Origin of the sequence: Acinetobacter sp. ANC 4178 (assembly GCF_004331175.1) — a bacterium.
Taxonomy (GTDB): domain Bacteria; phylum Pseudomonadota; class Gammaproteobacteria; order Pseudomonadales; family Moraxellaceae; genus Acinetobacter.
In genome coordinates this window covers 435,287-451,032 of sequence record NZ_SJOD01000001.1, presented here as the reverse complement: position 1 = coordinate 451,032, position 15,746 = coordinate 435,287, and the positions used below count along the sequence as shown (strand labels likewise).

Here is a 15,746-nt window from a genome sequence, read left to right as displayed (position 1 = left end):
CATTTCACTGATCAGAATGAAATCATAAAAATAAGAATATAACTTGTGTTACATATTGAATATGAAAGAATTTTAAATAAATCATTCATCAAGCTGTAATTATCATAAAAGCGTCATATTGCTGTAACTTATTTGTCATATTTTAAAATCAAAATGCACATATCGAAAAAAGTACAAAACTGAATAAAAAAGTGGCGTACTCCAAATTGCATACAAATTAAGAGAGATGAGCATGCGCTTAAACCACATCGCACTTGCATTAGCAGTAACAGGGGCAGCTGTAGCAACAACTGCAAATGCAGCACGTGACACAATTCAAATCGCTGGTTCTTCAACAGTATTGCCTTATGCAAGTATTGTGGCTGAAGAGTTTGGTAATACGTTCCCGCAATTCAAAACTCCTGTTGTGGGTTCTGGTGGTACTTCAGGCGGTCTAAAACAGTTCTGTGCAGGTGTAGGTGACAATACGATTGATGTAGCAAATGCATCTCGTAAAATTAAAGATACAGAATTAGATGCTTGTAAAAAAGCAGGCGTAAATAAAATTCAAGAAATCAAAATTGGTTATGACGGTATTGTTTTTGCGTCAAACTCACACAAAGCAGCATATAAGTTAAAGCCTTACCATGTATTTGCTGCATTGGCTGAAAAATTACCATCAAATGGCAAGTTAGTTCCAAACCCATATACACGTTGGAACCAAATTGACAAAACACTTCCAAACGAACCAATCACTCTTGTGATTCCTGCATCTAACCACGGTACACGTGAAGTGTTCCAAGAGAAAATGGTTGAAGCGGGTTGCGAATCTTACGATTACTTCAAAAAGTTAGACAAAGATGCTCAAAAGAAAGCATGTTCAGCTTTCCGTAAAGACGGCAAAGTCATTGAAATTGCAGGCGACTACACTGAAACATTGGCTCGCTTGAAAACTTCTCCAAGTGCAGTAGGTGTGTTTGGTTTAGGTTTCTACGATCAAAACCGTGACAAGTTACGTGTAGCGACAGTAAATAACGTTGCACCTTCTGAGAAGACGATTTTGAATGGTTCTTACCCTGTTTCACGTCCATTGTTCTTCTACGTGAAAGGTGAGCACCTTCAATCAATCAAAGGCTTACAACAATACACAGAATATTTCTTAAACAAGAAAGTTTCAGGTAAAGGTTCTAAGTTAGAAAAAGCAGGCTTGATCTCTATGTCAGACAAAGAGCGTGCAAAAATCCTTGCTGACTTTAAAGCAGGCAAAGCGGTTAAGTAATTCGGTGAAATAGGCTAATGGTGGGATCTCCCACCATTGGCTTTTTGTACTTAGTGAGTTTTTTCAAAGAATGAAAATTGAAAAAACGGTGGAGAATACATGAATCTGCTACTTATAGGCGTGTTACTGGCTTTGATTGCGATCGCTTACCAAATTGGTCTCGCAAAAAGTCGTAACTTAGCAGGTAAGGGAAATAACTCAGCAATGTTGCATTCGCGCCCAGGATATTATGGGGCATTGGTTGCGTTGTGGTGTGGTATCCCTGCTTTTTTAATTTTGATTGTTTGGAATATCGTTGAGCCAAATATTTTGCGTCATATTGTGATGAACAATGTGCCTGCAAATGTACTGAATGGTTTAGATGCTGCGGGTGTTGAAGTACTCCTAGATCGTGTGCAAGCAATTGCAACAGGCTTTGGGGTGAGTGACCAAGCAGCACCATACGAAATCGCAGCAGCACAACAATTGGCAAAAGTGGAAAGTATTGGCTCTTTTGCGAAATTGGCTGTGGTGATTTGTGCAGCTTTAGTTGGTTTAGTTTGGGCGAAAAAACACGTACAAGGGCAGTACCGCGCACGTAACCAAGTTGAAAAAATCATTAATATTGGCTTGGCTTTGTGTTCTGGTGTCGCGATTCTGACTACAGTCGGTATTGTGATGTCCATGTTCACTGAAGCGATGCATTTCTTCCGTTTTGTGAGTCCAATGGACTTCTTCTTCGGCACCGAATGGAATCCAGGTTTTAGTACTTCTGGTAATGCAGAAGGCAGCTACGGTTTACTTCCATTGATTTGGGGCACACTCATGGTCAGTGGTATTGCACTACTGGTTGCTGTGCCTTTAGGTCTTATGATTGCGATTTACTTGGCAGAATATGCTTCTTCAGGTTTTCGTTCTTGGGCAAAACCAGCCATTGAAGTACTCGCAGGTATTCCGACCATTGTTTATGGTGTATTTGCGATGATGGTCATTGGTCCATTTTTTAGAATGCTCGGTGAGCAAGTTGGCGTGAACATCAATGCGACCAGTGCGCTGACGGCGGGTTTCGTGATGGGCATCATGATTATTCCATTCGTATCTTCACTTTCAGATGATATTATTACTCAGGTGCCTCGTGCATTGCGTGATGGTTCTTTAGGCTTAGGTGCAACCAAGTCTGAAACAATCCGAAAAGTGGTTTTGCCAGCAGCTTTACCCGGGATTACAGGGGCTTTCTTACTGGCTGTTTCCCGTGCGGTGGGAGAAACCATGATTGTTGTTCTCGCAGCAGGAAATAGTCCATTACTTCATGCAAATCCACTCGAAGCGGTTTCTACGGTGACAGTGACGATTGTAAAGCAATTGACAGGGGATACAGATTTTGCCAGTCCTCAAGCATTGGTTGCCTTTGCATTGGGTCTGACTTTGTTTGTCATTACTTTGGGTCTGAACATTATTGCACTCTACATCGTGCGTAAATATCGCGAGCAATACGAATGAGCACATCGAATTCTTCTCCTCTGGATCAATCATTTGATTCACAATCGGCTGCCGAATTGCGCGAAAAACGTAAAAGAATGATTGAAAGTTCTTTGTCTAAACGTCACCGCAAAGAAAAACTCTTCCGTAGATTTGGCTTGGCGGCAGTCATCTCTGGCTTATTTTTTGTGGTTTTACTGTTTGGTAGTATTTTAGCCAAAGGTTTACCTGCATTCTGGCAAACCAGTATTTCAGTTCCAGTCTATTTTGACCCAACCATTGTGAATGTGGGTGCTAAGCCTGTACAACGTACTGGTGAGTCTCCAGCCCAGTTCCAAGAGCGTTACGTGGCTTGGCAAACTGAAGTCGGTATGGTGGATTGGGATGCTTTACTGGTGAATAGTCTGATTAAAAAGGATCCATCACTTGCAGCACAGCGTGATGAGCTGCCGAGTATCTATACCGATTCAGAATCATACCGTTTACGTGATATGGTGTTGGCTAATCCATCTTTGATTGGTAAAACCGAAGACATTAAGCTGTTAACTGACGCCAATGTTGATGTGTGGTTGGCGGGCAATATTGACCGCAGTCTTCCAGATGACCAGCAACAATTAAGTCCAGAGGTACGTCAGCTTGCAGATTCGATGAAAGCCAAAGGGGTTATTGAGAATACCTTTAACACCAATATTTTCACCAATCCAGATTCACGTAGTGCACCAGCAACTTCAGGTTTAGCGGGCGCATTTATGGGATCGCTGTTCATGATGTTGATTGTAATCTTTGTTTCTATTCCAATTGGTGTGGCATCAGCAATCTATCTTGAAGAATTTGCACCCAAAAATATCATCACCGATATTATTGAAGTGAATATTAATAACCTTGCGGCTGTTCCTTCGATTGTATTTGGTTTGTTAGGTGCTGCAATCTTTATTGGTTGGATGCAGTTACCACTATCTGCACCATTGGTCGGTGGTTTGGTGTTAAGTTTAATGACTTTACCAACCGTGATTATTACCACACGTGCATCTTTAAAAGCAGTACCACCATCTATTCGCCAAGCGGCATTAGGTTTAGGTGCATCGCGTATCCAAACCGTATTCCATCATGTTTTACCTTTAGCACTCCCGGGGATCATGACTGGTTCAATTATTGGGGTCGCGCATGCATTAGGTGAAACTGCACCATTATTACTTATTGGGATGAGTGCCTTTGTTGCAAGTATCCCAAGCACACCGTTAGATCAAGCCACAGCATTACCTGTACAAGTCTATTTATGGCAGGGTAATGAGTTGCGTAACTTCTTTGAAGGACGTACTGCGGCAGCCATTATCGTACTCCTTGCATTAATGATTGGATTAAACAGTCTTGCAATTTGGTTACGTAAGAAATTTGAAGTCCGCTGGTAATTGAGGGCAATATATGAATACCGTTGTAAATAACTCTTTAGAGCAGGACAAGTCAGTGAATCCACAACAGACTCAATTTACATCTCCTGAAGCTGATTCAAAGCGTCAAACGTCGTTTATTTCACAGTTTGATACGCAAGCATCTGCAAAAAAAGAAAATGAAACTGCAAAAGTAAAGCTCAGTACGTCTGATGTACATGTTTATTATGGTGATGCTGAAGCCATTAAAGGCATTGATTTGCAGATTTATCAGAATGAGGTCATCGCCTTCATTGGTCCTTCGGGTTGCGGTAAATCGACCTTTTTACGTACCTTAAACCGTATGAATGACACCATTGATTCATGTCGCGTGACAGGTAAAGTGCTACTTGATAATCAAGATATCTATGATCCAAATTTAGATGTCGTTTTACTTCGTGCACAAGTGGGTATGGTGTTCCAAAAGCCAAACCCATTCCCGAAGTCTATTTTTGACAACGTTGCTTACGGACCAAAATTGCATGGTTTAGCACGTGATAAATACGACCTAGAAGAAATTGTTGAAAATAGTTTGCATAAAGCAGGTCTTTGGGATGAAGTTAAAGATCGTTTGAATCAACCGGGGACAGGATTGTCCGGTGGTCAGCAACAACGTTTATGTATTGCACGTACCATTGCTGTGAGTCCAGAAGTGATTCTGATGGATGAACCATGTTCAGCACTTGACCCAATTGCAACTGCAAAAGTGGAAGAACTCATTTCTGAACTTTCAACGCAGTATACGATTGCTATTGTGACACACTCGATGCAACAAGCTGCGCGTGTATCAGATCGCACAGCATATTTTCATTTAGGCGATTTGATTGAGGTGAACTCGACTGAAAAAGTCTTCACGCAGCCTGATCACCAATTAACAGAAGCTTATATTACAGGTCGCTTCGGTTAATAAAGTGTTCTGTAATCCAACCGCAAATTTTATTTGCGGTTTTTTTTGTCTGTAAAATTTTTCTTGATTTAAATTAAGAAAGTGAATGATTACTAGGCAATTTTTTATCTTTATATTCTTGCAAAAACGATATTGAATTTTTGCCATAAAAGCCCCATCTTATAGTCAATCCAAACAAAATTGAGAATTACTTACATATGTTATTTCAATTGCCGAAGTTGCCTGCGGAAATACGAGTGAGTCACTTAAACGCACGCGTAAATGAACAAAGAAAAAAAATTGCGCAAACCACTGCTTCAAAATTTGAGTTTCTACAACTGACACAACAATTGGCGAAAGAAGCCCGTGCACGTAAAAAGAACAATCAAAAAGTCTATGTATTAGACTTTAAAGGAGATACCGCAGCATCGGCTGTAGACAATATTCGTGAAGAAATCACCCTTATTTTAGCCACGGCAAAAGCAGGGCGTGATCGTGTTGTTGTAAGACTTGAAAGTCCAGGTGGCATGGTGCATGGCTATGGTCTAGCTGCTGCGCAGTTGGTGCGTTTGCGTGATGCGGGCTTTCATTTGACCATTTGTGTAGATAAGGTGGCTGCGAGCGGTGGTTACATGATGGCATGTATTGCCAGTGAAATTATTGCTGCGCCTTTTGCCGTTGTTGGTTCTATTGGTGTTGTGGCACAAGTGCCAAACTTTAATCGTTTACTCAAAGAACATCATGTAGATTTTGAATTGTACACAGCAGGTCAATTTAAACGTACAGTCACCATGTTTGGTGAAAATACACCTGAAGGTAAAGCAAAATTTGAAGAAGAATTGCAACAAACCCATGAGTTATTTAAGCACTTTGTAGAGAAATACCGCCCGCAATTAAATGTTGAAAAAGTTGCGACAGGGGAACATTGGTATGGTCGTGATGCTCTAGGTTTGAACTTGGTTGATAAACTTGAGACTTCAGACGAATACTTGCTTAATTTATTGCCACAACATGATGTGTATGTAATTCAAACACGTCGTAAACCGACTTTGGGTGAAAAAATTGGCTTACAGGCAGCACAAATTGCAGACCAATTGGTTCCAACCGTAATGCACAAAGTGATGGAAAGTTTAAGCAATGCAAATGCGAATTTGGTGCAAATGCGTGATCCTAAATTATAAGATTTTATTAAGATCATGATTTATAAGCTCACTTCGGTGGGCTTTTTTATGGCTGAGAAATGCTATAGTACTTTCAATCAATAAAAATACATTACAATTTAAACTGTTATGAGTACATTTTTAGGATTTCTCGGTTTTCTAATTTTGATTATTTGTCCGATATATTGTGCTATGTATATGGAAGCAACCAAGAAGAAAGAAGATCAGAAAAAGATGACATTTTTTATCGCGTTTATTCCAGGCATCCTTGTTTTGATTTTGGCTGCCTATTTGAAAGCTGATCAACCGATTGAAACATCACAAGCCTGTGGGGTGGTCAAGTTCTATAAAACATATGCAATTAAACATGACCATTTTGAACGAATAGCCATTCAATTTGTGCATTCGAAATATAATCGACATCTACGATTTGATGAAAAACTGCTCAAAAAATCAAAAGGAGAATACGTTTGTTTTGAATATCTGGATAAGTTTAAAAATACCGATTTGGCTGAGTCTAAAATTCTAAGATGGATTGATGAGTAGCGAATGGTATTTAAATGTTTTATTTAAGTTTCATACTCATTGATTTTCATTAGTCAGATAAATTAGTTCTTAGCTTTAGTTTGTTTTAGCAAATAAATACCGCCTGTGATTGTGGCACCTACAGTTGCAAGCAGCATATCCATATGTGCGTCCCAGATGTCGCCTTGTTGGCCATTGTAATTTTCAGCATCTTCGGGGGAAAGCTGAATGGCAATTAACCATTCAATCCATTCATAAATCAGGCTGGTTGCCATTACAAATTGAATCACCAATAGGAAAAGTACATAAGGTTTAAGGCTAGGTAGCCATACTTGAAATATACGATAGAAAAAAGGGTAAAGCAGGAGACCATAAGTCAAATGCACCCAACGATCATACATGTTGCGTGTCCAACCCATAGTTTGATTTAAATCAAAATGAAAAAGTTGCAGGATCCATTCGTTATAAGGCACGTAAGAATATAAATAATGTGCTGCTAAAATATGGATTACAAGAAAAGTTAAATACAGGATAAAATTGACAAAGCTTAAGCCTATTTTTTTCAAGGTAATATATAGCACAAGCAGCATAACAATGGTTCCTGCTTGATGAAGTAGATACGCTTCGAATTCTAATGGATGAATACTGGCAATTAAAATTGTAGCAGCAACAATTGCTAAACAAGCCCAGTGTTTAAAAGTAAGTTGGTATTCGATCATTGAATTTTATTCATATAAATAATTAAGCATAAAAAAAGCGAAGCCTAAGCTTCGCTTTTTAAATTAACAGCAAATTAGATTTTAGCAATTAAATCTTTAATTTGTTTTGCTTGTTCAGCAGCATTACCTGTGTAGCTTGCAGGCGTCATTTCCGCTAAACGTGCGCGATCTGCTGCTGGTACAGCTTCAAGTTCAGTACCATTGACGAAGTCTAGCATCATGTCGCGAGTCATAGCTTGACCACGAGTAAGCGCTTTTAACTTTTCATATGGTTTTTCAACGTTATAACGACGCATCACTGTTTGAATTGGTTCAGCAAGTACTTCTTGAGCGTTGTCTAAATCTTCAAGAATACGGGCTGCATTCAGTTCAAGTTTACCAATACCTTTTAAGCACGCTTCAAAAGCGATTAAGCTTTGTGCAAAACCAACACCCATGTTACGCAGAACAGTTGAGTCAGTTAAGTCACGCTGCCAGCGAGAGATAGGTAATTTCTCACCTAAGTGCGCTAATACAGCATTCGCAAGACCTAAGTTACCTTCAGAGTTTTCGAAGTCAATTGGATTCACTTTGTGTGGCATAGTTGAAGAACCCACTTCGCCATCTTTAAGTTTTTGTTTGAAGAAACCTAAAGAAATATAGCCCCATACATCACGGTTAAAATCAACCAAAATGGTGTTGAAACGACGCAATGCATCAAAAAGTTCCGCCATGTAGTCATGTGGTTCAATTTGTGTCGTGTACGGGTTAAAGTCTAAACCTAAAGATTCAACAAACGCTTGCGAGTGCGCAGGCCAGTTGATGTCTGGGTATGCAGATAAATGTGCATTGTAGTTACCTACAGCACCATTGATTTTGCCCAGTAATTCTACATTTTGGAATTGTTTAATTTGGCGTGCTAAACGGTAAGCTACGTTTGCCATTTCTTTACCCAAAGTTGTTGGGCTAGCAGTTTGACCGTGTGTACGAGAAAGCATTGGCTGTTCAGCATGCTTTTCAGCCAATGCTGCAATGGCATCAATAATTTGCTGCATAGATGCAACCAATACATCACGACCACTTTTCAGCATGAGTGCGTGAGACAAGTTATTGATGTCTTCAGAGGTACATGCAAAGTGAATAAATTCACCCGCATTTTTAAGTTCATCAATATTGGCAATTTTTTCTTTTAAGAAATATTCAACCGCTTTTACATCATGGTTGGTTGTGCGTTCAATTTCTTTAATACGGTTGGCATCATCTTCAGAAAATTGAGCAACGATAGCATCTAAAGCTGCATTTGTTTCAGCCGTAAATGCTGGAACTTCAACAATTTCAGGGTGGTTCGCAAGCGCTTGCAACCAGCGCACTTCAACAGTCACACGAGCATGGATTAAACCAAACTCAGAGAGGAAAGGACGCAAAGCATCACATTTGCTAGCGTAACGTCCATCTAATGGAGAAAGTGCAGTTAAAGCGTTCATGGTGATTCCTTAAACTTTGGAATAAAACGTAAAACGAAAGTTTCGTACAGCATTGGGTTAGACCACCTGATACTGTAAACGAGCGAGATCTTGAATGTCTTGGAGCAATTTACGTTTGCTAAAAATCATGCCCCAAGAGCTTCCTCCAAGCTGACGCCACAAATGTGCCATTTGTAGACCAGTAAAGAGGGCAGCACGAATTCGGTTGGTATGTGCTGTATCCTTAAATGCTTCTGCATTGCCACGTACCATAATGCGAGGATTAATTTGTCCTGCGGTATCGACATAGGTTTGGGCTAAGTTAGCAAGAATGCTTGGATGCGTATAGTTATTGTCGAAAAAAGAAAGTTGCTTTAGAATTTTTTGCTGTGATTTTTCAATAATTTCTACAAACTTTGGATTGCTATAGACCTTCTTTTCTAATTGTAATAATGCCATAGCATAGGACATCGGAAGCTTAGCATTTGAAAGTTTGGGTAAGCGGGATTTTGGTGCAGGATTAAATGGTTGAGTAATACTGCTTTCTAGGGTTTTTAATCCCAGAGAAATATCAGCGAGTTGATTAAAAAAATCTAAGGTTTGACAGGATTGATTGGAGGTCGGGCGAATATTTAGACTGGCTTTAATCAGCTGTTCTAAATAAAAATTCCCGCTATCTCCAATGCTCTGTCGCCCAGAAATAGCAGTCATATGGGTGAGTTGCGTTGCCTGAAACACAGCTGCAAGTGCCAATGCGCGATTTTGGCGTTGGCTTAAAGTTTGAGGCTGTTGAAACGGTAACTCAACCATACCGAACAATCCTTTTATTCAATAAAATCTGGCTTAGGTGCATTGGTGTGATGAATGACACCACCGCCTAAACAAATATCATCTAGATAAAACACAACACTTTGACCTGGGGTAACAGCACGTTGCGATTCATCAAATTCAACGCGAACACCATTTGGCATCGTGTCATCTTTATATAATACGCAAGCTTGGTCGGGTTGGCGATAACGGGTTTTTGCTGTACAGCGGAAACCTGTAGCAGGGATATCTTGTTCACCTGCAACCCAGTCAATGGATTCACTCCAAAGCATTGTACTTTGCATTAATGGATGATCATGACCTTGACCGACGACAAGGCGATTATGTTCAATATCTTTATGTAAGACGAACCAAGCACCTTCATCAGCACCTTTCATACCACCAATGCCAATACCGCCACGCTGACCGAGCGTATAGTACATTAAGCCGTGATGATCACCAACCTCTTTCCCGTTATCCAATACAATTTTTCCGGGTTGAGCGGGTAAGTATTGTTTCAAGAAGTCATTAAATCGACGTTCACCAATAAAACAAATACCTGTTGAATCTTTTTTCTTCGCAGTGATTAAACCAAGTTCTTCGGCAATACGACGGACTTCAGGTTTTTCAATTTCACCCACAGGGAACAAGGTCTTATTAATTTCACGACCATGTACGGCATGTAAGAAATAAGTCTGATCTTTATTTTGATCTAAACCACGCAATAAAGGAGCGTATTCTTCACCACGAGAGTTGGTCATGGTTTCACCACGACGGCAATAATGACCTGTGGCAATAAAGTCGGCGCCTAAATTCACCGCATGATCTAAGAAGGCGCGGAATTTAATTTCTTTATTACACAAGATATCTGGGTTTGGCGTTCGACCTGCAGCATATTCAGCAAGGAAGTGTTCAAATACACGATCCCAATATTCCATTGCGAAATTGGCAGTATGTAATTTAATCCCAATTTTATCGCAAACGGCTTGTGCATCGGCAAGGTCTTCCATTGCGGTGCAGTATTCCGTGCCATCATCTTCTTCCCAGTTCTTCATGAAAAGTCCTTCAACTTGATATCCTTGTTGAAGAAGAAGCGCTGCAGATACAGAAGAATCTACACCACCAGACATACCGACGATGACACGTTGTTGCATAGGATTAAGCATCCAGATTTGAAATAAGAGGAGAGTTTTGGTGCTCATAAACGAGCGATAAAGGGTATTGCTGTCCAGCTAAGGCATCTTTGACCGCTTTAATCACTAAAGGACTACGGGCGCGAGCAGTTTCTTGAAGTTCGTCCAAGGTCATCCATTTTGGACCGACAATCCCTTGATCAAGTTCAGCTTCAGGAAAATACTCTAAAACATGCGCTAAAAAACAAAATCTAAAATAAGTACGGTCAGGGAACATAGGCGGAGTGTAAGTATAAATGCCTAATAGAGCATCTATTTCAACCGCATGACCTGTTTCTTCCATGGTTTCACGAACAGCCGCTTGAATAATGCTTTCACCGCATTCAACATGCCCAGCGGGTTGGTTAAACACCGTATGTGTAATGCCTTCGCTGTGTTCTTCGACAAACAGAAACTTTCCGTCTTTTTCAACGACAGTAGCTACAGTGACATGAGCTGCCCAAGCGGTCATAAAAAAGTACCATGGAATAAAAGGAGTATTCTACAAAATTTAGAAGGCGGTGGCTATGTTGACAGGCAGTTTTCTTCGGGAGAATCAATCCGCTGTTGTTTTGGTCATTAAGTTTTATTTCTTAAGCTCCCACTAACTCGTGAAATGGTATTAGGGTATTGTGTTATTTTCAAAAGATCTAACGATATATCAAGCCTAATTACGCTTTGAATTGACCGTTTTTGTTTAGATCTGCTGTTCTACTGAGAAATTTATGATATGTTGGTTTAGTTCTAATTTTAATCACATCAAAAATGAAAAAAGCTTTTCCTAATATCTCATTCACGATGACCACAACCTTCTTGCAAGGCTGTGTGTAAATTTTAGAACGTCCCTTACAATTCTATAATCTAACCCTCAGCCAATAATGGCTAGGGTAATGCTCTGTTCATTATTGGTAAGAATGGAGCTCTAAATGTCTAATTTAATTGCACGTAAAGCACTAATTATAGTTGATATGCAAAACGGTTTATTCAAACAAGCTGTTGCACCATTCAATAATAATCATGTACTGAATAATATTAATCTTCTGATAGAAAAAGCAGACCTATCTCAGGTGCCTGTAATTTATATGCGTCATGTTGGCTTAGCTCACACGCCTTTAAGTCCAGAAAGCCCAATGACTCAGTTAATTAGTGAACTTAAAATGGGCAATTATTACCATATTTTAGAAAAGCAGTACCCAAATTGTTTTAGAGAAACAAACTTACATAAAATTTTGACTGAGCTTAAGGTCGAAGAGTTGGTAATTGTCGGAATGAAAACAGAGTATTGTATTGATACAACTGTACGAGCTGCGGCTGATTTAGGTTTTAATGTAAGCCTTATCTCGGATGCACATACAACTTTTGATTCTGAGCAACTCTCAGCTCAGCAAATTATAAGGCACCATAACTCAACGTTAAATGGAGCTTTCGCTAAACTTACTACAAGTGCTGAGTTTAATTTCTAAGCTTAGGAAGCGAATCTATACCACGTATGGTCACGTAACATTACTTAACCCGAATCGCGGATAAGAAATTGACTTGAAAAATAAAAAAACTAGAGCCATCAGTTGAGTTACCACACCAAACCTAAAGCTCTAGTCCTAATGTTCAATAGCACCGAATTATTCTGCGTAATTGATGATTTCTTTCTTAAATTTGAAGCAACTTATTGGAAGTTTCTCAAACAAAGTCGTCACTCCGTAAGAATTCGCCCAGCTCAATTGAGTCTCTCAGAAATCAATTTTATCGCCATTTGATATAAGTGTTCTCATATCAACAATTTCAAAGCATTCTTTTCATGGTTGAAACAGGATAAAAATCATTTATTTAAAAGCTTACCCTGCTACCAACGGATGATTCACCTCATCAATATGCATCAATTGGCACTACATGCATTACATGTCGCCTTAATGAAAGACCAACGCAGCCAATATTTATGGGTTGATTCAACCACTTTACCTGTCTGTAAAAATCAACGGATTCAACACCATAAATCATTAGCCAGAATTGCATCACGTGGTAAAAGCTCGATGGGCTGGTTTTATGGCTGTAAATTACATATCGGGATGAATCAATTGGGTGAAATAGCATGTTCTGCTTTATCTAATGGACATGTGGCTGACATAAAAATGGTTGAGCATTTAGTTGAAGGCTTAGAAGCAAAGCTTTATGCAGATCGTGGCTATATCAGCCAAGACTTAAAAAGCAGATTAAAAAGTCAAGGTATTGATTTGATTACCTATCATCGAAAGAATATGCAGTCTGTTCAACTCTGTGTATCAGATGAATATCACTTAAAACAGCGCAATAAAATAGAAACGTTATTCAGCTTATTGAAAGGTCAATACAATTTAGTGACGAGTAAAGCACGTAGTATTCATGGATTTCTAAGTGGGATTTACGCATCGTTATGCGCATATCAATTAACCCAACGAAATAAGCCAAAAATTCAAATTATGGAGTCATTAGCTTAAACAGGATTCAGGTTACTTAATAAATGAGACATTAAAAAATAGCCTCAAACAATGAGGCTATTAAAATATCTGCTACGAAATCAATCTTGTTCTCGGTAATTGTTTGCCACTTTCACATAGTGTCGTGCAGAGTAAGTTAAAAACTCTTTTTCTTTATCGGTTAAAGGACGTGATTTTTGTACGGGACTACCGACATAAAGAAATCCACTTTCTAAACGCTTACGTGGTGGAACTAAGCTACCCGCACCAATCATCACGTCATCTTCGATAATCACATCGTCCAATACAATACTGTTGATTCCGACCAAGACACGATTACCAATAGTACAGCCATGTAAAGTGACATGATGTCCAATCGTGACATCTTCACCAATAATCAGGGGAGAACCGTTCGGTTTAGCATCATTTTTATGGCTAACATGCAGCATACAGTGGTCTTGTACATTACTGTATTTACCAATGCGAATACTATTTACATCACCACGAATCACCGCGAAAGGCCAAACAGAAACATGGTCAGCCAGTACGACATCTCCAATCACAATAGAGGCATCATCAACATAGCAACTTGCATCAATCTTCGGTTTGCTATCTAGATAAGGACGGATATTTTTTTTCATGTTCATACAACGTCATTCAGCAATTTACATCAGAGTATAAAATAAAAAGGCATCCGTATTTACATACGAATGCCTCAACTTTAGTTTAAGTTATTAAATCTTAAAATAAGTTTGCGAAGAATTGTTTGATATGATCGATTAAACGTGCGAAGAATCCAGCTTCTTCAACCGCTTGTAATGCAACCAAAGGTTTTTCTGAAATTACTTTGCCATCTAAGCTAGCAACGTACTTACCAACCACTTGACCTTTTTGTAATGGAGCAGTCAGTTTAGGCTGAACCACGAGTTGCGTTTTAATCGCATCTGCTTTGCCTTTAGGCATGGTTACGTTGAAGTTTTCTGCTAAGCCAATTTGAACTTCGTTTTCTTTACCAAAGTAAACTTTTGCTTTAGCTAAAACTTGGTTTGCAGGCTGCACTTTTACAGTTTCAAAGTTTGCAAAGCCCCAAGCCAATAAGCTACGAGTTTGAGTCGCACGCTCTTGGATGGTTGGCGTACCAAATACAACAGAGATCAAACGCATTGGACCGCGTTTTGATGAAGTGGTTACGCAGTAACCTGCTTCTTCAGTATGACCCGTTTTTAAACCATCTACACTTGGGTCGGTATAAAGTAAGGCATTACGGTTGCCTTGTTTAATACCATTAAATGCAAATTCTTTTTCAGAATAGATTGGGTAGTATTTTGAACTGTCATGAATGATATGTTGCGCTAAGGTTGCCATATCTTTTGCAGTGGAATAATGACCATCCGCAGGCATACCTGTCGAGTTGATGAAGTGAGTATTGGTCATGCCCATACGTTTTGCTTCTTCATTCATCATGTAAGCAAAAGTACCTTCATTTCCAGCAATGTGTTCAGCCATTGCTTTAGACGCATCATTACCCGATTGGATAATAATACCGCGCAACATTTCTAAAGCAGTTGCAGTACCATTTAAAGGAACATACATACATGATTCTGTGCTACTACCACGACACCATGCAGATTCGTTCATACGAACTTTTTCATCTTCAGTCAGCTCGCCCTTCAACAGTTTTTGTTCAATGATGTAGCTGGTCATCATTTTTGTCATTGAAGCAGGTGCTAACTTTTCATTTTCATTTTTTGCTGCGAGGATTTGCCCCGTCTCATAGTCCATCAAAACATAAGATTTATTATTGAGTTCTGGCGGCGTAGATAAGACAGTTGCTGCGAAAGAGAAACTTGGTAATAGTAATGTGGCAGCAAGGGCGCTTTTACGGATCATTTCTAGCGGGTTCCAATATCTTGATGTAAGCACAAAGAACTTAGCATTCTAGGACAAAGCATAGCCGACTTCTACCTGTGAAATCGGCTTATTTCAAAAGTATTGTAACCAATTTGTTTCAATTGCTATAGGTGGTCAATTCTTGACAGATTTCTTTGTTTTTATCGTCGCCTGCACTTTTTGCATCGGATTTTGCTTCAGCTAAAATCGGCTTAAAACTTTTACTTTTACTTAATTTAGCCAGTGCAGAAACAGCATCTTTTTCTTCTGGAAGATGTTCATGTGCGAGCTTGGCATAACCTTGTTCAAAACTATCTTTGTTATCGACTAATTTTGGGCAAATTTCTGAAAGTACATAAATGGCAGCGAGTTCTTGTTGAGTCACAGCTTGATTTGGTGTGACTTCAATATTTTCGTCTTTGCTTTCTTCAGCATGAGTAAGAGAAAAAGTAAAAGCGGTAAGCAGGGCTAATGATGTTGTTTTTAAAGCAGCAAATTTCATAAACAATAAACTCAAAAGGTCAATCTATTTGAGCTAAGGTTAAACAGATT

The 15,746-nt window shown here is 39.3% G+C and carries 15 protein-coding genes and 1 pseudogene; 8 read left to right on the top strand and 8 right to left on the bottom strand.

Annotation, left to right across the window (positions count from 1 at the left end; all coding sequences use genetic code 11):
* Positions 1 to 232 precede the first annotated feature (232 nt).
* The 6 genes from E0H87_RS02110 (at position 233) to E0H87_RS02085 (ending at position 6,735) form a co-directional block, all read left to right on the top strand.
* Positions 233 to 1,258 carry a substrate-binding domain-containing protein gene (locus E0H87_RS02110; protein WP_131321952.1) on the top strand — a complete coding sequence of 342 codons (1,026 nt, stop codon included), beginning with the start codon at positions 233 to 235 and terminating at the stop codon, positions 1,256 to 1,258.
* A gap of 99 nt (positions 1,259 to 1,357) precedes the next feature.
* The gene (gene pstC / locus E0H87_RS02105; RefSeq protein ID WP_131321950.1) at positions 1,358 to 2,737 is read left to right on the top strand and encodes a phosphate ABC transporter permease subunit PstC; all 1,380 of its coding nucleotides are present in this window, start codon (positions 1,358 to 1,360) and stop codon (positions 2,735 to 2,737) included.
* The gene (gene pstA / locus E0H87_RS02100; RefSeq protein WP_131321948.1) at positions 2,734 to 4,125 is read left to right on the top strand and encodes a phosphate ABC transporter permease PstA; all 1,392 of its coding nucleotides are present in this window, start codon (positions 2,734 to 2,736) and stop codon (positions 4,123 to 4,125) included. The genes pstC and pstA overlap by 4 nt, the downstream gene beginning before the upstream one ends.
* Positions 4,126 to 4,138: 13 nt before the next feature.
* Complete coding sequence (gene pstB / locus E0H87_RS02095) at positions 4,139 to 5,050, top strand: phosphate ABC transporter ATP-binding protein PstB (protein WP_131321946.1); 912 nt, start codon at positions 4,139 to 4,141, stop codon at positions 5,048 to 5,050.
* Positions 5,051 to 5,247: 197 nt separating this feature from the next.
* Complete coding sequence (sohB, locus tag E0H87_RS02090) at positions 5,248 to 6,210, top strand: protease SohB (RefSeq protein WP_131321944.1); 963 nt, start codon at positions 5,248 to 5,250, stop codon at positions 6,208 to 6,210.
* 108 nt (positions 6,211 to 6,318) lie between these two features.
* Positions 6,319 to 6,735 (top strand): hypothetical protein, encoded by a 417-nt coding sequence (locus tag E0H87_RS02085; protein ID WP_131321942.1) that lies wholly within the window; start codon positions 6,319 to 6,321, stop codon positions 6,733 to 6,735.
* A gap of 62 nt (positions 6,736 to 6,797) precedes the next feature.
* On the opposite strand, the gene E0H87_RS02080 is transcribed toward E0H87_RS02085, so the two are convergent.
* The 5 genes from E0H87_RS02080 to E0H87_RS02060 form a co-directional block, all read right to left on the bottom strand.
* Positions 6,798 to 7,433, bottom strand: a complete 636-nt coding sequence (locus E0H87_RS02080; protein ID WP_131321940.1) for a DUF2238 domain-containing protein — start codon at positions 7,431 to 7,433, stop codon at positions 6,798 to 6,800.
* A 74-nt stretch (positions 7,434 to 7,507) separates the two neighbouring features.
* Positions 7,508 to 8,896, bottom strand: a complete 1,389-nt coding sequence (purB, locus tag E0H87_RS02075; RefSeq protein ID WP_131321938.1) for an adenylosuccinate lyase — start codon at positions 8,894 to 8,896, stop codon at positions 7,508 to 7,510.
* A 57-nt stretch (positions 8,897 to 8,953) separates the two neighbouring features.
* The gene (gene hflD / locus E0H87_RS02070) at positions 8,954 to 9,685 is read right to left on the bottom strand and encodes a high frequency lysogenization protein HflD (RefSeq protein WP_131321936.1); all 732 of its coding nucleotides are present in this window, start codon (positions 9,683 to 9,685) and stop codon (positions 8,954 to 8,956) included.
* 14 nt (positions 9,686 to 9,699) lie between these two features.
* Positions 9,700 to 10,836, bottom strand: coding sequence for a tRNA 2-thiouridine(34) synthase MnmA (gene mnmA / locus E0H87_RS02065; protein ID WP_131321934.1), 1,137 nt, complete (start codon positions 10,834 to 10,836; stop codon positions 9,700 to 9,702).
* Positions 10,837 to 10,840: 4 nt separating this feature from the next.
* Positions 10,841 to 11,326 carry an NUDIX hydrolase gene (locus tag E0H87_RS02060; RefSeq protein ID WP_131321932.1) on the bottom strand — a complete coding sequence of 162 codons (486 nt, stop codon included), beginning with the start codon at positions 11,324 to 11,326 and terminating at the stop codon, positions 10,841 to 10,843.
* 454 nt (positions 11,327 to 11,780) lie between these two features.
* On the opposite strand from E0H87_RS02060, the gene E0H87_RS02055 reads away from it, so the two are divergent.
* Together E0H87_RS02055 and E0H87_RS02050 are read left to right on the top strand one after the other, a co-directional pair.
* Positions 11,781 to 12,317: a cysteine hydrolase family protein gene (locus E0H87_RS02055; RefSeq protein WP_131321930.1), complete on the top strand. Its 537-nt coding sequence runs from the start codon at positions 11,781 to 11,783 to the stop codon at positions 12,315 to 12,317.
* A 138-nt stretch (positions 12,318 to 12,455) separates the two neighbouring features.
* A pseudogene (locus E0H87_RS02050) lies at positions 12,456 to 13,325 on the top strand (IS982 family transposase).
* An 80-nt stretch (positions 13,326 to 13,405) separates the two neighbouring features.
* On the opposite strand, the gene E0H87_RS02045 reads toward E0H87_RS02050, so the two are convergent.
* The 3 genes from E0H87_RS02045 to E0H87_RS02035 form a co-directional block, all read right to left on the bottom strand.
* Positions 13,406 to 13,945 (bottom strand): gamma carbonic anhydrase family protein, encoded by a 540-nt coding sequence (locus E0H87_RS02045; RefSeq protein ID WP_131322490.1) that lies wholly within the window; start codon positions 13,943 to 13,945, stop codon positions 13,406 to 13,408.
* Positions 13,946 to 14,045: 100 nt separating this feature from the next.
* The gene (gene dacC / locus E0H87_RS02040; protein ID WP_131321928.1) at positions 14,046 to 15,194 is read right to left on the bottom strand and encodes a D-alanyl-D-alanine carboxypeptidase PBP5/6; all 1,149 of its coding nucleotides are present in this window, start codon (positions 15,192 to 15,194) and stop codon (positions 14,046 to 14,048) included.
* A gap of 118 nt (positions 15,195 to 15,312) precedes the next feature.
* The gene (locus E0H87_RS02035) at positions 15,313 to 15,696 is read right to left on the bottom strand and encodes an MCR_0457 family protein (RefSeq protein ID WP_131321926.1); all 384 of its coding nucleotides are present in this window, start codon (positions 15,694 to 15,696) and stop codon (positions 15,313 to 15,315) included.
* Between the last annotated feature and the right edge of the window lie 50 nt (positions 15,697 to 15,746).